This window comes from Hymenobacter amundsenii (genome assembly GCF_002204745.1).
In the GTDB taxonomy this organism is placed as follows: domain Bacteria; phylum Bacteroidota; class Bacteroidia; order Cytophagales; family Hymenobacteraceae; genus Hymenobacter; species Hymenobacter amundsenii.
In genome coordinates, this window is sequence record NZ_NIRR01000017.1 from 59,782 (window position 1) to 81,763 (window position 21,982).

Sequence of the window (21,982 nt, forward strand, 5' to 3'; positions counted from 1 at the left end):
AGCACAATAACAAAGAGGCCGCTCCAGGTAATTGGGGCGGCCTCTTTATTATTGGTCAGGACCAGAAAACTAGTCCACGTTGTCGTGCAGAAAGCGGTTATCGCCTAGTAGCTCGTTGTCGTCGGAAAGGTTGAAGCGACTCACATTCTGTTCGGAAGATGGCACTACGTTTTCCAGTTTCACCTGCCGGCGCAGATAGGCCGGGGTTTCGAGCTGGTCCTTGAGGGTCTCGTTGGTAAGGCCATTGCTCAGGGCCTGCAGGCGCTGGCGGCGCTCTTCGGCCCGCACATCGAGTGAGGGCCGGGGCAGCGCGTGCTGAGCCGTAGTGGCCGCGCCCGACTGAGGCTGTGGCCGTTGGTGCTGGTACTGCAGCTGCGGCTCCGGTGCGGGCGTCGAAGGAGCAGCCACCGGGGCCGAATCGTGCTGCGGAGGCGACGTCTCCAGGTCCAGCTTCACCACCTCGGGCTCGGCCGGCGCGGGGCTACCGAACGTGGGCACGAATGAGGTGGGCTCGGCTGCTTCGGCCGGCTCGCGGGCCGGGGCAGCGTTGCTGTCGTCGCGGGGTATTACTTCGGTGATGTTGTGGGCGTCGCGGGCAAAACCGGTGGCAATTACCGTCACCCGGATGCTCTGGCCCAGGGTTGGGTCGATGCCATGGCCGAAAATAACCTCTGCGTTCTGGCCAGCCTTCTCCTGGATATACTCCGTGATTTCGGTCAGCTCATCCATCTCCAGTTCGGCCTGGTCGCCCGACATGATGCTGAGCAGGATGCGCTGGGCGCCGTGGATGTCGGTGTTGTTGAGCAGCGGCGAAGCCAGAGCTTCCTCGGCGGCCCGGGCGGCACGGTTCTCACCTTCGGTTACGGAGCTGCCCATTACGGCCGCACCCGAGTCCTTCATCACCGTTTTCACGTCCTCAAAGTCCACGTTCACATCGGCCGTTACCGTAATGATTTCGGCAATGGACTTAGCGGCTGTGCTCAGCACGGTATCGGCCTTGGCGAAGGCCGAGCGAATGGGCAGGTTGCCGTAAATCTCGCGGAGCTTATCGTTAAGGATTACCAGCACCGTGTCGCAGTTGTCGCTGAGCTCCTTGATGCCCTGTTCAGCCTGCAAGCGCTTCTTCTTGCCCTCGAACATGAACGGTGCCGTAACGATACCCACCGTGAGGATACCCAGTTCCTTGGCGACTTTGGCAATTACCGGGGCGGCCCCAGTGCCGGTGCCGCCACCCATACCCGCCGTAATAAACACCATGCGGGTGCCGTTGCTTAGCAGCTCGCGGATTTGCTCGCGGCTTTCCACGGCGGCCTGCTTGCCCCGCTCGGGGTTGGCCCCTGCGCCCAGCCCCTCGGTCAGGTCGGCCCCGATTTGCAGGCGGTTGGGCACGCTCGATGAAGCCAGCGCCTGTTTATCGGTGTTGCAGATGACGAATTCCACGTCCTTGATGCCCTGACTGAACATGTGGTTCACGGCATTGGAGCCGCCTCCCCCCACCCCAATCACCTTGATGATGGACGTTGATTGCGACGGAATGTCAAATTTATAATTCATGCTTGAGGGTCAGTTGGAATTAAGAATTAAGAGTTGAGCATTAAAAATTGTCTCGGCAATTCGATAAAACTGAAGGGCAATTTTTAATGCTCGATTCTCACTTCCTAATTGACTTTAGTATTGCTTATCGTCGAAGTCATCAATCAGCAACCCTTTGGTGCGGCTGAGGATCTTCTGGAAGAAGTCACCGGCGCCCGATGACTTCTTGGCGGGCTGCTCGGCAGCCGGCTGGGCCGGCGTCTGGATATTCTGCGGGGCGGCCGCCGGAGCGACTGTAGCGCGCGTATCGGGTGCAGCCCGGTAATGGTTCTGCTCGGGCTCGTCGTAGCCACGCTGGGCTACGCGGTCATCGATAGAGCGGTAGCCGGCCAGCACCAAGCCCACCGTAGTGGCGTACATGGGCGACTTTACCGCTTCAATCTTACTCTTGCCCAAATGCTCGTTGGGGTAACCAATGCGCGTATCGAGGCCGGTAACGTACTCGGTAAGCTGCACCAGATTCTGGAGCTGCGAGCCGCCGCCGGTCATCACGATGCCGGCCGCCAGCTTATCCTGGAAGCCCAGACGTTGGATTTCGGCGTACACCAGCTCCACGATTTCCTCCATCCGGGCCTCAATGATGTAGGCCAGGTTTTTCAGGCTGATTTCCTTGGGAGCCCGGTCGCGCAGGCCGGGGATGCTTACAATTTCGTACTCCGAGGCTTCTTCGGCAATGGCTTTGCCGAACTTCACCTTGAGCTGCTCGGCCTGGTTCTGCATGACGAGGCAGCCCTGCTTGATGTCGGAGGTGATGATGTTGCCACCGAAAGGCAGCACTGCCGCGTGGCGAATGATGCCGTCCTTGAACACGGCCAGATCGGTCGTGCCGCCCCCGATGTCGATCAGGGCCACGCCGGCTTCCTTCTCTTCGTCGCTGAGCACCGACATGCTCGATGCCAGCGGCTCCAGAATCAGGTTATCGATTTCCAGGCCCGCCTTCGTAACGCACTTGTAGATGTTGTTGATGGCCGTACTCTGGGCCGTGATGATGTGGAAGTTGCCCTCCAGGCGCACGCCCGACATGCCCACGGGGTCCAGAATACCCTCTTCGTAATCTACCTTGTAGTCCTGGGGCATCACATGGATGATCTGGGAGCCGGGGGGCGTTACGAGGCGGTACATGTCGCTGGTGAGGCGCTCCACATCGGCCTGCGTGATTTCGGTTTCGGCTGAAGCGCGGGTGATGCTGCCATTGTGCTGCAGGCTCTTGATGTGCTGGCCCGCAATGCCCACGTTCACCACACCAATGTTGATGCCCGACTGCTCCTCGGCCTGCTTAATAGCCTTCTTGATGGCGTCCACCGTTTTGTCGATGTTCGACACAATACCGCGCACGACTCCTTCCGACACGGCCTTGCCCAACCCCAGAATTTCGAGCTTGCCGAATTCATTTTTACGGCCCACCAGGGCACAAATTTTGGTGGTACCGATATCGAGGCCGACTACAATCTTATCGTGTTGCATGGGGAGGGAGAGCAGAGAGTTGCAGGTAAATGCAGGAGAAGAGTGCCTAATGCGCTTTAAGGTAGCGTTTTAGGCGGATAATTTTATTCGCAGATGATTTGATCCTTGAACTCGACGTTGACCCTATGGTAGGTGTCCCAGCCGAGAACAGGCGGAATTTGCCGGTAAAATACCATCAGTTTCGCGAATTTTTCTGAAATATTATCGGGAAAGCCAAATTCTACCCGCTGGTCGCCCACCTGCTGGGTGAACGAAATTTTACCACTGGGGGCCACAAACACTTCCGCGACCTGGGCCCGCCAGAACGGCTTTTCGTCCAGGTAACGTAAAAAGTCGAGGTAGCGTGTGCCAACACTGTCCTGAAAGAACCGGGCCGAAAGTGGTACGCCCCCCGGCCGGGAAATGGGCACCACCCGGGCCGTGAACAGGGGCGAGAGTGGCAGCTGGCGGCCGTCGGCGTCGAGGTAGCTGTCTTGGCGCGAGTCGGCGTGCACGAGGCGGGCGATAGGCCGGCTCTGGCGCACATCGGCGTGTAGGTTGCCGGCCAGGTCGCGGTATACTTGGGCCTCTTTTACGAAGCTATGGGCCTTCAGGCGGGCCTCCAGGGCCTTGAGGTCTACCTCATCGGGGTTGCTGCCTTCGAGCCGGTCGCGGCCCTCTCGGGTGAGCAGGCTTGTAACCTCGCGCTGGCCGATGAAGAAGTTATTGAACTCGTTGCTGATGGAAACGATGACGCCCCCCACATGCCGGTTCGCCTGCCGCACGGCCGCGAAAGCCCCCAACCCTACCAGCAACAGCAGGCAGATGGTAGCAAACAGCAGGTTGTTGGCTTTACGCTTCATGGAGGTTTGGGGGGAAATGAAGGTCTTGTATGCTGGGTTGGCGTACGTCCTGGAAAAGAGAGTGTCGGAGGTACCAGCCGGCAGTTAGACGCTTACAAGATAGCGTTTATTCTTGCCAGCGGAGGTTCAAAATATTCCTTAATTGAGGTACTAACTGGTCGATGTCGCCGGCCCCCACTGTGGCTAGTACGTCAAAATTGGGATTGGTTTCGGCGTTTTGCAAAATTTCGGCCTTGGTTTGCAGACTTTTTTCCGGAGCCGTGATTTGGGACAATATCAACTCTGCCGTTACGCCCGGTAGCGGTTGTTCGCGGGCCGGGTAGATATCGAGTAGCACTACCTCGTCGGCAAGGCTCAGACTCTCAGCAAATCCGGCCGCAAAATCGCGGGTGCGGCTGTAGAGGTGCGGCTGGAAAACGACCCGTATTTTCCGCCCCGGGTATAAGGCCCGCAACGATTTGAGGAAGGCCTCGATTTCGCGGGGATGGTGGGCATAATCGTCCACGTATACTTTGGGCGCGGCGGGTGTGCCGGCCGTCACGATGAATTCGAAGCGGCGTTTCACACCCCGGTAGGCGGCCACGGCGGTTCGCAGCTGTTCGTCGGAGAGGCCGTGCAACCGGGCCACGCAGGCAGCGGCCAGCATATTTTCCACGTTGTGGAAGCCCGGTACAGCCAGTTCCAGCCCGGTTATGGTACCGCTGGGCCCGTGCATATCGAATCGGAACAGATGACCCTCGGCGGTAATGTTGGCGGCGTACAGTTCAGGGCCCTGCTCCGGGCTCAGGCCGTAGCGTAGCACCCGCACCCCGGCCGGGGCGGCGGCGGCCACACTGGCATCGGCCGTGTGGTTAATTATGAGCGTACCGCCCGGCTGAATCTGGCCCACAAACTGCCGAAACGACTCCAGTAGTGTTTCCGCGTCACCATAAATATCGAGGTGGTCGGCGTCGGTGCTCGTCACGATGGCGATGGTCGGGAACAGCGTCAGGAAGCTCCGGTCGTACTCATCGGCCTCGACTACTACGGGAATTTGGTTGGTGGTTGTTGGCCCGTTCTCACTGCTCGTCTTTGATTCTTCCTTTTTACCTTCTTCCGAAGGCAGGAGCAGGTTCGAGCCCAGGTTCACGCTGATGCCGCCTAGGAAAGCGGCGCAGGGCACGCCGGCATGATGGAGCAGATGGGCTACCATGCTGCTGGTGGTGGTTTTGCCGTGGGTGCCGGCCACCGCGATGGTGGGGCGCCCTTGGGTAAGCAAGCCCAGTACTTGGCTGCGCTTGCGGATGTCGTAGCCCTGCTCCCGCAGCCAGGCCCATTCGCGGTGGTCTTTCGGAATGGCGGGCGTAAGCACGACCAGCGTATCGGCCGGGTTCTCGCGCACGGCCAGCGGTATGCTCGTCACCGCGTCGTCGTAGTGAATCACAATGCCCTCTTCCGTCAGGGCTTCAGTAAGGGGAGTTTTCGTTTTATCGTATCCGCTCACCACATGCCCGTTGGCCCGGAACCAGCGCGCCAGCGCCGACATGCCAATGCCACCGATACCGAGAAAGAAGACGTTGGTTTGCATCTGTTAGGGTCTTGAGGGCTTGGATGATGTTCGAGCGGAGAAGGCCACCAGTTACTTATTCGGAATCAGTTTCAGCAGCTCGCCTACGATGGTAGCCGTAGCTTGGGGGCGGGCCAGCGCCCGGATGTTGGCCGAAAGCTGCTGCTGTTGCGCCGGGTCCTGGAGCAGGGCCAGCGCCTGATCGTAGAGTGTGGCGCCGGCCTCTGCGTCGCGAACGAGCAGAGCGGCGTGTTTGGTAGTGAGGGCCAGAGCATTCTTGGTCTGGTGGTCTTCGGCCACGTTAGGCGAGGGCACCAGGATGCTCGGCTTACCTGTCAGGCATAACTCCGACACCGACAACGCCCCGGCCCGACTCACGACCACGTCGGCGGCGGCGTAGGCCAGATCCATGCGGCGGATGAATTCGAGAGCCTGCAAGTTATCGGCCGCGAACGGGGTAGCCTGCTGCTGGGCTTCGGGGAAGTACAACTTGCCGGTTTGCCAGAGCAACTGCACACCGGCCGCCTGCAAACGCGGCAACGCGGCGGCCGTGGCTTGGTTGAGCGTGCGCGCTCCCAGGCTACCCCCAATCACGAGTAGCACCGGCCGGTCGGCGTCAAGGCCGAAAAACGACAGGGCTTCGGCGCGCTGGCCGTCGGCAATTTCGGTGCGGACTGGGTTGCCGGTGAGCACCAGCCGGTCGGCGGGAAAGAACTTGGCCATGCCGTCGTAGGCCACGCAGATGCGCTGCACGCGCCGGGCCAGGAGCTTGTTCACGAGGCCGGCGTAGGAGTTTTGCTCCTGAATAAGCGCCGGAATACCGCGCGAGGTAGCTGCCAGCAGCACTGGGGCCGAGGCGTAGCCCCCCACGCCCACTACGGCATCGGGCCGGAATTTCTCGATGATTTTGCCTGCCTTGCGAACAGCGCGCATCACCTTAATCGGGAACAGCAGGTTTTTCGGCGTGAAGCTGCGCTGCAAGCCGGCAATATCGAGGCCGATAATTTCGTAACCAGCCTCGGGCACGCGGGTCATTTCCATGCGGCCGTTGGCCCCCACGAACAGAATTTCGGCCTCGGGATACCGTCGGCGGACTTCGTTGGCAATAGCCACCGCCGGAAATATATGCCCTCCGGTGCCGCCGCCGCTGATGATAAGTTTCATTTGGTTGGTTTTTGGTTTTTGGTTGGTGGTTCTTGGCTCGTTGTTCTTCCGGCGTCACTAAAAAACGTTCAGCTAAAACCAACCAAAAACTAAAAACCAGAAATCAGGCGTATTGCGATACGCGCGGGATGCGGGGCGTGTCGGCGGGTTCGCCGGCCATCGGGCGGATTTCCCGCTCGCCCCGGCTCACGGCCAGGATAATGCCGATGCTGATGCCGGTAAAAATGAGCGAAGTGCCGCCCATGCTCAGCAGCGGCAACGGCAGGCCGGTAATGGGACCCAGACCCACGGCCACGCCCATATTCACCATAGCTTGTAATACTAGACTGAACGTGAGGCCCGCCGAGAGCAGCCCCCCGAAGGCCCCGTAACTGTTCATCACCGTTTTTAGCCCTCGATAGAGAAAGGCCAAATAGAGAAACAGCACGATTACGCCCCCGAACATGCCGTATTCTTCAATAATAATGGCGTAGATGAAGTCGGAGTACGGGTGGGGCATGATGTTGCGCTCGGTGCTTTTGCCGGGCCCCTTACCAAACACGCCGCCCGTGGCCTCGGCGATGTAGGCGTGCTCCAGCTGAAACGGCACCGGCTTGCTCTTATCAGTGAAGCTCTCGATACGCGACTTTACCGTTTGCAGGCGTTGTCCGGATGCCAGACCCACGCCGCCCACCACCACGCCAATAGCCACCATTACGGCCATTTGCTTGAGCGGCACCCGCCCGATAAACATCAACAGCAGGCAGGTGGCAAACAGCAGCAGGGCCGTGGAAGCATTAGACAGGATAATGAGCCCGCAAATAACGCCCACCCAGATCATCACGGGCAACAACGTGGTCTTGAAGTCGCCTACGTTTTGCTGGCGGCGGCTGAGCATGGAGGCCAGGTGCGAAATCAGGGCAAGCTTGGCCAGGTCGGAGGGCTGGAAGGTTTGGTTGATGACGGGAATAGTCATCCAACGCGAGGCCCCGTTGATGTCGCCGCCCATCACGAAGGTGAAGATGAGCAGCGGCACGGACGCCAGCAGCGCGTAAAGCGACAGGCGCGAGTAGTGGCGGTAGTCGACGCGGTGGGCCAGCCACATGCACAGCAAGCCCAGCACAATCAGGCCGGTGTGCTTCATGAGGAAGTACTCGGTATTGCCACCCCGGCTCTTGTAGGCCAGCGTACCCGTGGCCGAGTACACCACGGCAATCGAAATCAGCGAAAACAGCACCACAATGCCCCATAGGATGGGGTCACCCTTGAGGTTTTTGCGGAGCCAGTTGGTTACCATTTCCATAAATCACTGATTTTCGCTGATTGAATTGATTAAGCTGATTTTTTCTCGTTCGCTCGGGACTAAACGGAGTTGTTCTTTGCCAACAACTAAATCAGCGCGGATACGGCGGCCACAAATTGCCGGCCGCGGTCCTCGTAGTTCTGGAATAGGTCGAAGCTGGCGCAAGCGGGCGAGAGCAGCACTACGTCGCCGGGGGCGGCGAGGGCGGCGGCTCGTTGCACGGCGGCATCCATGCTTCGAGCTTCTTCGAGGTGAGGAACCAGGTTGCCGAAGCTGGCTTTGAGCTTTTCGTTGTCGAGGCCCAGACAAATTAGCGCTTTTACGCGGCTTTGGGCCAACGGCATTAGGCTGGTGTAGTCGTTTCCCTTGTCGGTGCCGCCCGCAATCCAGACGATGGGGGCCGTAATGCCGTCGAGGGCGTACCAGGCGGCCTCCACGTTGGTAGCCTTGCTGTCGTTGATGAAGCGGATGCCGTTGCTTTCGCCCACCAGTTGCAGGCGGTGGTCGGCGTTCTGGAACGTGGCCAGGCCAGCCTCAATCTGGGCAGTTTCGAGGCCGGCAATGCGGGCACAGAGTACAGCCGCCAGCGTGTTCTGGCGGTTGTGCTGCCCGATGAGTGGCGAAGCGGCGGTGCTGACCTGCTCGGTTTCGCCGGGCGTGCCGGGCTGCAGGTCTACCTGCACGGTGGTTTCGTCGAGGTAGTAGCCGGCCAGCTGCACCCCGGGGCGCTGGTGCAGGCTGAAGGGCAGCTGGCGCATGGGCCGCAGCGCGGCCAGGAAGTGGCGCTGAATCGTCTCGTCGTCGGCGTTGTAGATGAAGAAGTCGCTGCTGTCCTGGCGCTGGGTGATGCGCAGTTTGGACTGGGCGTACTTTTCGAGCGAGTAGTCGTAGCGGTCGAGGTGGTCGGGGGTGATGTTGAGCAGCACCGAAATCCAGGGCTGAAAATCGTAGGTATCGTCGAGCTGAAAAGAGCTCAATTCCACCACGTAGTAGTCATGCTCATCGGCAATAACCTGCTCGGCCAGCGAGTAACCCACGTTGCCGGCCAGCCCTACTTTCAGGCCGGCTTCCTTCAGCAGATGGTAAATGAGCAGCGTGGTAGTGGTTTTGCCGTTGGTGCCCGTGATGCCAATGCACCGGGCTTTCGTGTAGCGCCCGGCCAGCTCAATTTCAGAAATAATGGGTGTGCCTTTCTTTCTGAGTTCCTGAATAACGGGCGCTTTCTCCGGGATGCCGGGGCTTTTCACCACCTCATCGGCCGTCAGGATTTCCGCCAGCGTGTGCTGGTTTTCCTCGAATCGGATATTGGCGTTGCGCAGTTTTTCTTGGTAACGGGGCTGAATCGGGCTCTTATCGGACACGAACACGGTGTGGCCTTTGGCCTGGGCCAGCAGCGCTGCCCCTACCCCACTCTCGCCAGCTCCTAGAATGATGATTTTAGACATGAGATGTTAGAAGTGAGAAGTGAGACTGAGCGGGACATTTAAGCGAAGTTCAACTGATACCGTTTCAAATAGCGGCTATCGGTTTCACTTATCACCTCTCCTAGCTCACTTCTAAGCAATTAGCGCAGTTTCAGGGTAACCAATGTCAGGACGGCCAGCATGATACCCACGATCCAGAAGCGCGACACGATTTTGGACTCGTGGTAGCCGAGCTTCTGGTAGTGGTGGTGGAGCGGCGACATGCGCAGCAAGCGGCGGCCCTCGCCGTACTTTTTGCGGGTGTATTTGAAGTAGCTTACCTGGGCCATCACCGATACGCTTTCGATCAGGAACACCCCGCAGAGCACCGGAATCAGCAGCTCCTTACGCACGATGAGGGCCAGCACGGCGATGATGCCGCCGATGGCCAACGAGCCCGTATCGCCCATAAAAACCTGGGCCGGATAGCTGTTGTACCACAGAAAACCCACGCAGGCCCCCACGAAGGCAGCGCAGAAAATGACCAGCTCGCCCGAGTTCGGGATGAACATGATGTCGAGGTAGTCGGCCAGCAACGCGTTGCCGCTCACGAAGGCGAAAATGGCCAGCGTGGTCCCGATAATGGCCGAGGTGCCCGCCGCCAGCCCGTCGAGGCCGTCGGTGAGGTTGGCGCCGTTGCTAACGGCCGTGATGATGAGGATGACGATGGGAACGTAGAAGAAGGCGTAGTACTCGTTGAAGAAGTCGCCGGCCGTGGCGAACAGGTCGCCGTAGTTGAGCTCGTTGTTTTTGAGGAACGGCACGGTGGTAATCATCAGCTTCACATCCTGGTACACCCCGCTGGCATCTACGGCCGAGAATGTGCCGTTGGCCAGCGCGTACTGGCGCACGGTTACGTCGTTGCTGAAAAACAGTACCCAGCCTACCGTAAGGCCTAAACCCACTTGGCCCAGAATCTTGAAACGGCCGGCCAGCCCCTCCTTGTCCTTCTTGACTACCTTAATGTAGTCGTCGACAAAGCCGATCAGTCCCAGCCACACCGTGCTCAAAATCATGAGGATGATGTAGATGTTTTCGAGCTTGGCAAACAGCAGCACCGGCACCAGAATGGCCAGCAGAATGATAAGCCCGCCCATAGTGGGCGTGCCCTTCTTCTCGGACTGCCCCTGCAAACCCAGGTCGCGGATGGTTTCGCCAATCTGCTGGCGCTGCAACAGCCGAATCAGCGGCGCGCCGAAGTACTGGGCAATGATGAGGGAGAAAACAATGGCCAGCGCCGCCCGAAACGAGGTGTACTGCATCACGCCGGTGCCCGGAATGTGGTGTACTTTATAAAGGTAATTGAAGAGGTAGTACAGCATGGGCGCGGTGGTCGGCAGTCGGGTTGGGGAGATTTGCGGACTGCAAAGGTTCGGTTTTTTGGGTTGGGGTCAAAGGGTAGTTGTCAGTTGTGAAGAGCGCGAGTCATGCTGAGCGCAGCGGAGCGGAGTCGAAGCATCTCTACCGCTTCGTTGCAATTAGCAGGTGTTACTACTTCGGTAGAGATGCTTCACTCCGCTCCGCTGCGCTCAGCATGACCGTGCTTTTCTACGCGCCAGCAACTCATTTCCCCAGCAGCTCAAACATCTCCCTGAGCACTTGCTTGTCGTCGAAGTCGTTCTTGATGCCTTTGATTTCCTGGTAGGTTTCGTGGCCCTTGCCCGCTATCAGCACGATGTCGCCGGGCTGGGCCAGGGCCACGGCCGTTTTGATGGCTTCGCGGCGGTCGGCGATGGTCAGGACTTTGCCCAGCGCGGCAGCCGGCACGCCGGTCTGCATCTGGGCCAGAATGTCGTTGGGGTCCTCGAAGCGGGGGTTGTCGGAGGTGAGCACGGCACGGTCGGACAATTCGGCGGCCAGCCGGGCCATGATGGGTCGCTTGGCTCCGTCGCGGTTGCCGCCGCAGCCCACCACCGTAATCACTTGCTGGCTGGGCTGGCGGATGTCGGCAATGGTCTGGAGCACATTTTCCAGCGCGTCGGGCGTGTGGGCATAGTCCACGATGCCCGTAATGCGCGTTTTCGCCGATACCACCGGCTCGAACCGGCCAGGGGCCGAGGTCAGGCCCGAAAGGACTGTCAGGACTTCCGTAGGGTCTTCGCCCAGCAGCACCGCCGTGCCGTAAATGGCTAGCAGGTTGTAGGCATTGAAGACGCCGATGAGCCGAAACTGCACCTCCCGGCCCTCTATTTCGAGGTGCAGGCCATGAACCGCATTTTCGAGTAGCCGGGCCCGGAACTCGCCGTGGCCACGCAACGAGTACAGCTCGCGGCGGCCCGTTACGTTTTGCAGCATCACCGCGCCGCGCTTGTCGTCGGCGTTGCTGAGGGCGAAACCCGACTTGGGCAGCATATCGAAAAAGCCCTTTTTAGCCTTCAGGTACGCATCGAAGGTGCCATGGTAGTCGAGGTGGTCGTGGCTGAGGTTAGTGAACACACCGCCCGCAAAGTGCAGGCCCGTGACGCGGTGCTGGACCACGGCGTGGGAGCTGACCTCCATAAACACGTGGGTGCAGCTGGCGTTCAGCATCTGGGCCAGCAGCGCATTGAGGCGGATAGCATCGGGCGTGGTGTGGGTGCTCGCAATAACCTGCTCGTCAATCTGGTTCTGCACTGTGCTCAGCAGCCCGCAGTGGTAGCCCAACTCCCGGAACAGCTTATGCAACATGGTGGCGCAGGTGGTTTTGCCGTTGGTGCCCGTAATACCCACCAGATGCATTTCCTTGGAAGGATGCCCGTAGAACTCAGCCGCCATCAGGGCCATTGCCTGGGCCGAATCGGCCACTAGCACATACGTCGTGGCAGGGCTGACGTCGGCTGGCAACTCTTCGCACACCACTACGGCCGCGCCTTGCTCTACCGCTTTGGCAATGAATTCGTGGCCATCGGTAGCCGTGCCGCGCAAGGCAAAAAACACCGTTCCCGGCCCTGCTTGGCGCGAATCCAGCGTAAGAGTGGTTATAGTCGGGCCCGTAGGTCCATGCTGGTCGAGCATGGTTACGGTAGACAGGAGTTGCGAAAGGGAGGTAGTCTGGTTCAAGATTATTCTGGTCTATCGTTGGGGTTACGTCCCGGCATCCCAGGGCTACGCAGCGTGCTGAAAGGGATGCCAGATGGCATCATCAGGGCGCAGCGGTCTGCACCGCCAGCGGCCTCGATTGGGTCCCAATTGGCTCCAGTTGCAGCACCACCGTAGTGCCGCGCCGGGCGGGCGTGCCGGCGGCTACCGATTGGCTTATCACCCGGCCCGAGCCATTGCTGCGCACCCGCAGGCCCCGGTTTTCGAGTAGGAAAAGCGCATCGCGCAGGGTGAGGCCCTCTACATTAGGTACCCGGCCGGGGCGCAACGGCATGGGGCGCAGGCGCACGTCGGCCGACTCCGAATCGGCACGGGCCGTGCGCACCCAGTCGTCGGTGGAGGACGCGCCCTCGTGCTGCACGCCGAGCTGGTCGAACATCATCGTCAGCTCGTCCTGGAGGCCGGCCTTCACCAGCGGCACCACCGACTTATGCACCGGAGCGCGGGCCAGCAGCGGGCGTTGCGAAGCCGCGTCGCGGGCCATGGCTTTATCGGCCAGCTCGCGGAACACCGGCGCGGCCACGTCGGCCCCGTAAATGCGGCCGTTCTTGGGCGAGTCGACCACCACAATACAGCTGTACTTAGGATTGTCGGCCGGGAAGTAGCCGCAGAAGCTGGTGGAATAGGTGCGGGTGTAGGCTCCGTTCTTGAACTTCCAGGCCGTGCCGGTTTTGCCCGCAATCAGGTAGTCGCTCGTGCGGATGCCGCGGGCCGTGCCGTGCTCCACCACGCCTTCCATCATCGTACGCACCTTTTGCAGCGTTTCTTCGGAGCAGATTTTGGGGTTTAGCACCACCGGCTCGAAGTGCTCAATCACGTTGTCGGCCTGCTTGATTTCGCTCACAATCATGGGCTGCATTTTTACCCCACCGTTAGCCACGGCGTTGTAAAAGGCCAGCGTTTGCAGCGGGGCCAGCTTCAGCTCGTAGCCGATGCTCATGGTCGTGAGCGAGGTACGGCTCCAGCTCCGGTCGTTGGGGTCCTTGATATAAGGGCGGGCCTCGCCGGCCATCTGGAAGCCCAGCGGCTTATCCAGCCCGAAACGCTTGAGGTAGTCGGTGTACTTCTCGGGGTTCTTGCTGAACACGCGGTCCGTCAGCTTGGCCACACCAATGTTCGACGATTTCTCGAACACCTGTTGCAGCGTGATGCGGCCGTAGGGGTGCGAGTCGGTTTTCACGGCCCCGCCAATTTTCAGCGAGCCGGTGCGGCCGGTGTTTATCGTGTCGGTGAGCTGCAGATCGGGGTCTTCCTCGAAAGCAGCCATCATCGAGGCCAGCTTGAAGGTGGAACCCGGCTCGGTGCGGCCCTGGTCGGCAATGGCGTAGTTGTAGTTCTCGCGGTACACGCCCTCGGCCACCTTGCCCAGGTTGGCCACGGCCTTAATGGCTCCGGTTTTCACCTCCATCAGAATCACGGTGCCGTACTGGGCATTATTCTCGACCAGCGACTTGTAGAGGGCATTTTCGGCCATATCCTGGAGGTTGATGTCGAGCGTCGTTTTCACGTCGTAGCCCGGCTGGGGCTTTACCTCGGTACCGTCGTAGATGGGCTTGTTGCCGCCGGGCAGGCGCTCGAACAGCGCTTCGCCGTCGCGGCCGGCCAAGTGGCGGTTGAAGGTGAACTCCAGGCCCGCTCCGTTCTTGTCCTCGTTCAGGAAACCAATCGTGCGCTGGGCCAGCCCGCCGAAGGGCCGGAACCGCTTGTCAATTTTCTCAAAAATAACCCCGCCCTGGTTCTTGCCCTCCCGGAAAATCGGCCAGTCGGCCAGCTCCTTCTTCTCCTGAAAGTTGATTTGCCGCGAATTCAGGCGGATGTAGCGTACGCCCCGCTTGGGGTCGTGGGCGTTCTTGAGCTTGCGGTAGTATTCCTGCTTGCTCCGGTCGCCAAAAAAGCCCGCCAGCAATCCGGCCAGCGAATCGACTTTCTGGTTGAACAGCGCCTCATTCACCACGCTCGGGTCCCAGGCCACCCGGTAGAAGGGCAGCGAGGTAGCCATAATACTCTCGTTATCAGAGTAGATGTTACCCCGGGTGGCGAAAACGGGCTGGTATACGATGCGGCGCTCCTGCTCCAGGGCGCTCCAGCGGGCTCCCTCCTGAAACTGGATGTGGGCAATGCGCCACACAATGGCCGCCGAAAACAAGCAGACGCCCAAAAACGCCAGCCGGATACGGGTAACAATGCTTTTTTTAACGTTTCCTTTCACTTGCGGCGGGGTGGTGGGGTAGTAGATGCGGCGGCCGGCTCGCCATTGAAATCAGCCCCGACGGGCACGGGCGGGGCGCCTACCTCCACCGTGTCGCCGCCGAGAGCGGGCCCTACAACTCGCCGCAGCGAGTCGGCGCGGGCGCGAGCGGTCATGGCGGCCACCGAGTCAGCAGTCAACACCGGCATCATATCGAGCTTGGCCGCGTCGAGGCCGCCGGCGGGCACGGCAATGCGGAAGGGCGGCGAGGAGCTTTCTACCAGCCCGTAGGCGGCCACCCGGCGGGCCACCTCGCTCTGCTTGCTGGCCTCCATGTAGTCCGATTTCAGCGTTGTGTAGTCGGCCCGCAGATCCTCGGTTTCAATTTTAAGCTTCTGAATACCGCGGTTCATGCGGGTGGCGTAGTGCGTGTTACCGATATAGAGGAGCACTAGGAACATAATAAACAGCAGATGCGGCAGCAACCGCACCGGCAGCCCCTCCCGAAACAGTCCATCCATCCGCGTAGCCCGGTCGAGCAGCGTGAATACGCTCCAGGTGCTGCGCGGGCGCGGCGCGGCGCGGGCTGCCCTGACGGGCTGGGGCGCCGGTGGCGGCGCCTTGGCCGGCGCAGCCTCCTCCACTAGCGGACGCACCGGCTCCGGCTCTACGGCACGGGGCACGTTGGCGCGGGGTGGGCTGCTGGCAGGACGAACGGTGTTGGCAGACATTCTTTTTCAATTAAGAATTAAGAATCAAGAATTAAGGATGGGGAGTTACCGCATCCGTCAATATCGAAGGCGCATAGTCAATCAATCGACCAGCAGCTACTGAGGATTGCCAATGAACACGGTAATTCTTCATTTTTAATTCTTAATTCTTAATTGCGATGCGCAGCTTCGCGCTTCGCGCACGGCTGTTAAGGGCAATTTCTTCGGCCGTAGCTTCGATTGGTTTGCGCGTGACAACGGAAAAGGGTAAATCGGTCCGACCGAACAGGTCCTTGTCGGCCTCGCCAAAGAACTTACCCTTGGCCAGGAAATTCTTGACCAGTCGGTCTTCGAGCGAGTGGTAGCTCATGACTACCAGCCGGCCGCCGGGGCGTAGCACCTGGGCGGTTTGCTCCAGCATGTCGCGCAGGGCCGCCATTTCATCGTTGGCCTCGATGCGCAGGGCCTGGAAAACCTGGGCCAGGTACTTGTTTTCTTTGCCCCGGGGCGTGCAGGGCGCTATGGCTTTCTTGAGGGCCGCGATGGTCGTGATGGACTGCCCGCGCCGGGCGCCGGCCACGGTAGCGGCCAGTGTGCGGGCATTCGTCACTTCGCCGTACATGCCGAAAATGCGGTGCAGCTCGGCCTCGGGGTAATCATTGATGATGTCGGCGGCTGAGGTGTCGTCGCCGTCGGGGTCCATGCGCATGTCCAGCGGCCCATCGAAACGAGTGCTGAAACCACGCTCGGGCGTATCGAACTGGTGCGACGACACGCCCAGATCGGCCAGCAGCCCATCAACGGGCAGCACACCGCGCTGGTCCAGCTCCTGATACAGATGGCGGAAGTTGGCCCGGATGAAGGTAAACTCGGGCCGGACCAGTTGCGCCGCCTGGGCCTCGGCGTCGGCATCCTGATCGAAGCTGAACAGATGGCCGGGACTTTGCAAGCGCTCCAACATCCGGGCCGAGTGGCCTCCTCCCCCGAACGTGACGTCCACGTAGCGGCCGTGGGGCTGAATTTCGAGGGCTTCGAGGCACTCGCGCAGCATCACGGGGCGGTGGTAGGCGGTATCGTTGGCGTAGTCGGTCACGGCTTGGGTAAACAGGGAGTCAGGCGGCCACCGGGCCAAAAGGGACATCGGTGGTCAGGAATTTCTGGGCCAGCTTCGAGAAGTTCTGCTGGTCTTTGATGAGGTAGTCGTCGTAGCGGGTGGGGTCCCAGATTTCGCAGCGGTTGCCCAGCCCCACAATAATGGCTTCTCGCTCGATGCCGGCGTAGCGCAGCATGGTCCGGGGCAGCATAAACCGGCTGATGCTATCCAGCTCCACCTCCGTCATGCCCCGGAAAAAGTTGCGCTGAAACTGCCGGTACTCCTCGTTGAACTCATCGAGGGCCATTACCTTCTCATGAATCACGCGCCAGGCCGAGCGCGGGTACAGCACCAGGCAGGGCTCGAAGCCGCGTACCAGCACCAACTGGGTGCCCGAGGCTTCGGGCAGGTTGGCCTTCACCTTCGCCGGCAACACCAGCCGACCTTTGGGGTCGAGCTTGCACTCGTACTCGCCGGAGAGCAGCTGGGTGGTCATGACGAAGGAGAAAATGGGGCACAGCAACGGGATATAGCAAAAGTACGGAACCCGCCGGAAAAGCCAACCACGATTTACCATTTTCTACCACCTGCCCAGAAACCCGCGTCATTGGCTCTTTTACCCGTTTCAGGGTGCAGCGCGGCTGGTCTGGTTAGGCTTTTGTGTAAGCCACTGGTCCGGCGTCGGCAGCACTTCACCTCTGGGAAGCTATACACTTCAAAGCGCCTTCCGAAGGGCATCGATGGGCTTTGGCAAACACAAAGGCCGCTGAACAGCCCCTCAGGTCTTGGCTCTTATTTGCATTGCCGACCGAACCTCAAACTGCAGGTTTACCTGCAAAGTCAGCGAACAGCTTAACCGCCGCCAGTTGGTACCCGAAATTTCCAGCGTGAAGAACTCGGCCCGCAGAAATTCCAGCAGATTAGGTTGGCCCAGTAGCTCCATCTCAATTTGCGAAAGCTGCACGTTGGTGGGGCCGAAGCTCGCAATGGGCACTTTTTGGCTGTTGGCAGTCAGAAAGCAGTTGCCCTTTTCCAGGAAACGGAGTGAGGCACTGCCCTGGCCAACTGCCAGTTTGGGGTTTCGAATTCGGGTGAGCGTGGCTTGGCGGAGTACTACAGACGTGACGGCCGGGTGCGTGACGGCAGCCAGACAGGATGAGGAGCCCGGCACAACGGCCTCGCAGAGGAAAAGCAAGTCCATGGCGGGGTCAACACGTAAATGCAGCGACCGGGTACGCACTCCGAAAGCCGTCCGTAACGAGCGACGGATGCTCTCGTGTTGCTTGATGGTCAGCACCGCATCCAGCACGAGGGACGAGGGTTCACTGGCGAGGGTGATGGCAGTTGAGGAAATTGAGTCCATACTAGCCGGATAAAAATACCGTTTCAACTGCCCGCCGCGACCACATGGCACGGCACCCATCAGCCAGAACGCTCCAAAACCCACTTGGAGCTTTTTCTTGTAGCACGGGCTTCCGTCGTCCGATCAGGCACTTGACATAAGATAAGTAATGATCTATTGATCAAACCATTAATAGTAGAGCAACCGGCTAGAAAAGTAGACAGACACTACTCCCCGGTCCATATAAATTGTTTTCTTTCCATAATTTATAAGACAATTCAGCTTTATCCCCTTATATTCACCTACTACACCTCGGTTACGCTGTTCCCTTATGAAGATTTCTTGCCTGCTGCTCGACGATGACCCGCTGGTTCTGGACCTCTTGCAGGCTTATATTTCCATGACTGACGTGCTGGATATAAAGGCGGTCTTCACTGATCCGCTGGAGGCCCACCGCTACCTGATGGAGCACCAAGTACAGGTGCTGTTCTCCGACATCACCATGCCCCACCTCACGGGCATCGATCTGGTCCGTTCGTTGCAGCAGCCCCCACTGGTGGTGCTCATGACAGCCCACCCCCAGTATGCCATGGAAGGCTTCAACCTCGATGTTATCGACTTTCTGCTGAAGCCGATTTCGCTCGACCGGTTCCTGAAAGCCGTCAATAAAGTAGCCAGCATTCTGCGAGTGCAGACCGCAGCAACCGAGATTCCAAGCGACACGCTTACCGGCTGGGGTTCGTTCTTTATTCGCACCGATGCCCAGTTTGTGCGCCTGCATTACCGGGAGGTACTCTACATTGAGGCGCTGAAGGATTTCACCAAAATCAACACCGCCGACGGCCGTACCCACCTCACGCTGGTCAACCTCAAAAACCTGGAACACCAACTCCCGGCCGGCCTCTTTATCCGCACCCACCGCTCCTACCTGGTCAATGCGGCCCGCATCGATTCCATGACGTCGCTGGAAGTGAAAGTGGGCGGCCACGCCTTACCCCTGGGCCAAACGTACCGCGAACGGGTAACCGAGCAAATCGTCAACCACTCCCTCATCAGAAGGAATTAGGGACTTAAAGCATTGAAGCTGGTTGTGCGGCAGGCGTGCGTAAGAACATGTCTGTTTCCATGATCAGCCCGCTACCAGCCTTCAAGAAGTGATGCCCCTTAATTATCCTTTGGCCTGCCATAGCCGCCACCAGGGCAAATAAGGCTGATCGTGGTGCTCGTAGTGGTAGCCGAAAAAGTAGCAGCTCACGAATGCCCAGAGGTGGTGGCGGAATTGGCTGCGCGACTTATGGGCGTTATCGGGAGCGTGCTCGCCGCGGTGAGGCCGGTAGGTACCGAAGTAAAACAGCTGCAGGGTGGCCAGTATGGCCGGCAGCATCCAGAAGGCTATAACGTTGGCCTGAGGGAAAAACAGCTTGAGTACGTTGTAAGTCGCTGCCATCAGCACCACCTGCCCCAGCGTCACATAGTTCCAAGCGAAGCGGGCGAACCAAGGCAGAAAGCCAGGGTGGCGTCCGTTGTGGAAATCGGGGTCGTGCTCGGTGGCCACATGGCGGTGGTGGGCGTGGTGCTTGGGCAGCATCCCCGGGAACCAGTTGAAGGCAAACAGCCCGGCCGTAAGCAGGCCAATAGCATTATTGAGCCGTTTATGCGGGCTCACCACGCCGTGCATGGCATCGTGGGCCGTAATAAAAAGGCCAGTATAAAGATGCGTTTGCAGCAGAGCCAGCAGATAGGGCCACGGGGTGCGCCAATCGGGCTGGTAAAAGGCCAGCAGAAATGCGAGCAGTCCGGCCCAAGTAACCATAATCAGGCCCGCCATGCCCACGCCCCGCCACCCGAGCGGCGCAGGCCGCACCCGTTCGGGCTGGCCCTTGGCAGAGCTAGCGGTGCCAGAAACGGCTGTTTCAGCTACGGAATACATCGACTCGCTCATTCTTAATCACTCGTTCGACGCCTCACAGCGCCAGCAGCGCGTCGCGGACTTGCTCCATCTGCCAGAGCGGCGTGCTAGTGGCACCACAGATACCGATGCTCTGGCCGGGGCCGAACCACTCGGGCCGTAAGTCGTCGACCTTGGAAATGAAGTGCGTGGCGGCGTTGGTATCCTTGCAAACCTGGTAAAGCACCTTGCCGTTAGAACTTTTGGTGCCCGACACGAATACCACTTGGTCGTACTGGGCAGCAAAGCGCCGCAGATCCTTGTCGCGGTTGCTCACCTGCCGACAGATGGTATCGTTAGCGTTGACCTCGTAGCCGCGCTCCTGCAGTTCGTTCTTGATGCGGTAGAAGGAATCGGTGCTCTTGGTGGTCTGGCTATAAAGGGTGAGGCGGGCGGGCAACTCGTGGCCCAGCAACTCCTCTAAGCTCTCAAATACGATGGCATTGCCGCTAGTCTGGCCCAATAAGCCGCGCACCTCGGCGTGGCCGTGCTTGCCGTAAATGAAAATGCGGTCCTGCTTATCGTAACTGGTCTTGATGCGGTTCTGGAGCTTTAGTACCACCGGGCACGAGGCGTCGATGAGCGTCAGCTCGTTTTCCATGGCCATCTGGTAGGTACTTGGCGGTTCGCCGTGGGCCCGGATGAGCACAGCTTCCCGGCGTAGGGCTGCTAGCTGCTCATAATCGATGATACGAAGCCCCCGGCGCTCCAAACGCTCTACTTCTTCATCATTATGCACGATGTCGCCCAGACAATACAGGTAGCCCTGCTCGTCGAGCAGGTCTTCGGCCATTTGAATGGCATAGATGACGCCAAAACAGAAGCCGGAATTAGGATCAATACGGACGCTCAGGTGGTGCGGCATAGCTAACGCAGTAACCAGGGAACCGCCCGGAAGGTTACGGCTGAGGTAAGATAGAAACCAAACGGCGAAAAATCAGCCGCACAAGGCCGGCAGCCGATTCATCGCAACCAACTGGCGTGCAATGCGCTACCTAAAATGTACCGAAGGCTTTTTGTTGCTCCAGGTCGCGAATAACGCGTTCCTCGGCCGGCGAAGCCCGTAAGATTTCGCGGTTGCGCCAGAACGTGGGGTCGTAGGCTTGCTTGCTGGCCTGCTTGAGGTCGTGGTAGTTGACGCCGGTAGCCTTGTAGCCCTTACCAGTCGCTCCGGCGGTGTAGTTGTAAAAGAACAGGTTGCCGCTCACGGTGGTGGTATCGGGGCGGCCCTGGTAGCGAAGTACAATGCGCTGCTCGGCCCGCACGGCCTGCAACCGGCTGAGCGAATCCTGATAAGGCACGAAATCGGTGGTCAGGCGCATGGTTTGCGAGTCGAGGCTGGTGCCTTCGCCGAATTGCAGGCTCATCAGATCGGCAATTGGCACCCGGCTTTCCACCCGGCACAGGGCGGCCGTTTTCAGATCGAGGTAAAGCGTACCACTCAGGCCCGACTGGCCCAGTTCGGGGCGGGGCGCGAAGTTGATAACGGCTATTTCCTGCCCTTTGCTCTGTAGAATTTCACGCAGCTCGAACGTGAACTGCCGGGTGGCCAGCGGCCCCAGCGGCACGGCCACTTTGCGCCGGCTAGGCTTAGGGTCGTACACCGGAATCAGGCGGATGGCAGCCGAGAAATTCATCATTTCCACGCCCGTTTCCTCCGCTACCTGCCCATAACGGGCCTGCGTCAGCTGCCAGCCGCTCACACCCTCGGGCGTGGAGCGCACGTCGTAAAAGGCATCCACGAACTCGGTGTAGCGGCCGTTGTGGCGCTGCTTCTGACGGTAGAAAGCCTGACCATACACCGATTGGCGCCGATGACGGGCTAGTTTAGCGCTGGCCCGCTGCACCAGCTCGTTGGCCAGTTGGGTGGGGTTGCGCACCCGTACCTCGGGCAGGGCCACGGCACTAGTCCGGAGCGTTAGGGTGAGCGGCGCGGCAGCCGAAGCTACTGTTACTACAAGCGGTTCGTAGCCCAGGCTCACAACGGTTAGCTGTTGGGGCAACTGGGCCACGCGCAATACAAACTCGCCGGCCTCATTAGTGGCAGTACTTGGTTCGGCTCCAACCAGCCCCACGTTGGCATAAGGCACTGGCTGCCGCCGCTCATCGAGCACACGGCCTTTTAGCAGTAGTTGCTGCGCCAATATCTGCCCCCCGCTCAGCACAACGGCCAGCACCAATAACAATACAGCTTTCATATCGCGAAAGAAGAAGTGAGAAACCCAACCACCTGTTGGACGCGGCGCAGGATAAAAAACGGCCCCGCAAC

At 59.6% G+C, this 21,982-nt stretch carries 18 protein-coding genes; 1 reads left to right on the plus strand and 17 read right to left on the minus strand.

Translation table 11 applies throughout. The features are described from left to right. Nucleotides 1-69 precede the first annotated feature (69 nt). The 14 genes from ftsZ to CDA63_RS11520 form a co-directional block, all read right to left on the minus strand. Nucleotides 70-1,554, minus strand: a complete 1,485-nt coding sequence (gene ftsZ / locus CDA63_RS11455; RefSeq protein ID WP_088464594.1) for a cell division protein FtsZ — start codon at nucleotides 1,552-1,554, stop codon at nucleotides 70-72. A 114-nt stretch (nucleotides 1,555-1,668) separates the two neighbouring features. Next, complete coding sequence (gene ftsA / locus CDA63_RS11460) at nucleotides 1,669-3,057, minus strand: cell division protein FtsA (protein WP_088464595.1); 1,389 nt, start codon at nucleotides 3,055-3,057, stop codon at nucleotides 1,669-1,671. An 83-nt stretch (nucleotides 3,058-3,140) separates the two neighbouring features. After that, nucleotides 3,141-3,899 carry a cell division protein FtsQ/DivIB gene (locus CDA63_RS11465; protein WP_088464596.1) on the minus strand — a complete coding sequence of 253 codons (759 nt, stop codon included), beginning with the start codon at nucleotides 3,897-3,899 and terminating at the stop codon, nucleotides 3,141-3,143. A gap of 106 nt (nucleotides 3,900-4,005) precedes the next feature. Beyond that, a complete protein-coding gene (gene murC / locus CDA63_RS11470; protein ID WP_088464597.1) occupies nucleotides 4,006-5,466 on the minus strand; it encodes a UDP-N-acetylmuramate--L-alanine ligase in 1,461 nt (486 codons plus the stop codon). 51 nt (nucleotides 5,467-5,517) lie between these two features. Further along, the gene (murG, locus tag CDA63_RS11475) at nucleotides 5,518-6,609 is read right to left on the minus strand and encodes an undecaprenyldiphospho-muramoylpentapeptide beta-N-acetylglucosaminyltransferase (RefSeq protein WP_088464598.1); all 1,092 of its coding nucleotides are present in this window, start codon (nucleotides 6,607-6,609) and stop codon (nucleotides 5,518-5,520) included. Between the two features lie 103 nt (nucleotides 6,610-6,712). Continuing rightward, complete coding sequence (locus tag CDA63_RS11480) at nucleotides 6,713-7,885, minus strand: FtsW/RodA/SpoVE family cell cycle protein (protein WP_088464615.1); 1,173 nt, start codon at nucleotides 7,883-7,885, stop codon at nucleotides 6,713-6,715. 92 nt (nucleotides 7,886-7,977) lie between these two features. Then, the gene (gene murD, locus CDA63_RS11485) at nucleotides 7,978-9,336 is read right to left on the minus strand and encodes a UDP-N-acetylmuramoyl-L-alanine--D-glutamate ligase (protein ID WP_088464599.1); all 1,359 of its coding nucleotides are present in this window, start codon (nucleotides 9,334-9,336) and stop codon (nucleotides 7,978-7,980) included. A 119-nt stretch (nucleotides 9,337-9,455) separates the two neighbouring features. Next, complete coding sequence (gene mraY, locus CDA63_RS11490; protein WP_088464600.1) at nucleotides 9,456-10,676, minus strand: phospho-N-acetylmuramoyl-pentapeptide-transferase; 1,221 nt, start codon at nucleotides 10,674-10,676, stop codon at nucleotides 9,456-9,458. Between the two features lie 241 nt (nucleotides 10,677-10,917). After that, on the minus strand, nucleotides 10,918-12,393 hold the full coding sequence (locus tag CDA63_RS11495) for a UDP-N-acetylmuramoyl-L-alanyl-D-glutamate--2,6-diaminopimelate ligase (protein WP_262490659.1): 1,476 nt from the start codon (nucleotides 12,391-12,393) through the stop codon (nucleotides 10,918-10,920). Between the two features lie 82 nt (nucleotides 12,394-12,475). Next, on the minus strand, nucleotides 12,476-14,641 hold the full coding sequence (locus CDA63_RS11500) for a penicillin-binding protein (RefSeq protein WP_088464602.1): 2,166 nt from the start codon (nucleotides 14,639-14,641) through the stop codon (nucleotides 12,476-12,478). Beyond that, the gene (locus CDA63_RS21080; protein WP_199797524.1) at nucleotides 14,638-15,351 is read right to left on the minus strand and encodes an FtsL-like putative cell division protein; all 714 of its coding nucleotides are present in this window, start codon (nucleotides 15,349-15,351) and stop codon (nucleotides 14,638-14,640) included. Before CDA63_RS21080 ends, CDA63_RS11500 begins: the two co-directional genes overlap by 4 nt. Nucleotides 15,352-15,493: 142 nt before the next feature. After that, entirely contained in the window at nucleotides 15,494-16,471 is a 978-nt protein-coding gene (gene rsmH, locus CDA63_RS11510; protein ID WP_262490660.1) for a 16S rRNA (cytosine(1402)-N(4))-methyltransferase RsmH, read from the minus strand. Beyond that, a complete protein-coding gene (gene mraZ / locus CDA63_RS11515; RefSeq protein ID WP_088464603.1) occupies nucleotides 16,443-16,919 on the minus strand; it encodes a division/cell wall cluster transcriptional repressor MraZ in 477 nt (158 codons plus the stop codon). The genes rsmH and mraZ overlap by 29 nt, the downstream gene beginning before the upstream one ends. A gap of 282 nt (nucleotides 16,920-17,201) precedes the next feature. Further along, nucleotides 17,202-17,786 (minus strand): hypothetical protein, encoded by a 585-nt coding sequence (locus CDA63_RS11520; RefSeq protein WP_088464604.1) that lies wholly within the window; start codon nucleotides 17,784-17,786, stop codon nucleotides 17,202-17,204. 310 nt (nucleotides 17,787-18,096) lie between these two features. On the opposite strand from CDA63_RS11520, the gene CDA63_RS11525 reads away from it, so the two are divergent. Further along, entirely contained in the window at nucleotides 18,097-18,831 is a 735-nt protein-coding gene (locus tag CDA63_RS11525; protein WP_088464605.1) for a LytR/AlgR family response regulator transcription factor, read from the plus strand. Between the two features lie 102 nt (nucleotides 18,832-18,933). Here CDA63_RS11525 and CDA63_RS11530 read toward each other — a convergent pair whose 3' ends face one another. From CDA63_RS11530 to CDA63_RS11540, 3 genes are all read right to left on the minus strand, one after another. Continuing rightward, the gene (locus tag CDA63_RS11530) at nucleotides 18,934-19,593 is read right to left on the minus strand and encodes a fatty acid desaturase (protein WP_199797525.1); all 660 of its coding nucleotides are present in this window, start codon (nucleotides 19,591-19,593) and stop codon (nucleotides 18,934-18,936) included. A gap of 136 nt (nucleotides 19,594-19,729) precedes the next feature. Then, nucleotides 19,730-20,578 carry a 4-hydroxy-3-methylbut-2-enyl diphosphate reductase gene (locus tag CDA63_RS11535; RefSeq protein WP_088464606.1) on the minus strand — a complete coding sequence of 283 codons (849 nt, stop codon included), beginning with the start codon at nucleotides 20,576-20,578 and terminating at the stop codon, nucleotides 19,730-19,732. 130 nt (nucleotides 20,579-20,708) lie between these two features. Then, nucleotides 20,709-21,911: a carboxypeptidase-like regulatory domain-containing protein gene (locus CDA63_RS11540; RefSeq protein WP_088464607.1), complete on the minus strand. Its 1,203-nt coding sequence runs from the start codon at nucleotides 21,909-21,911 to the stop codon at nucleotides 20,709-20,711. Between the last annotated feature and the right edge of the window lie 71 nt (nucleotides 21,912-21,982).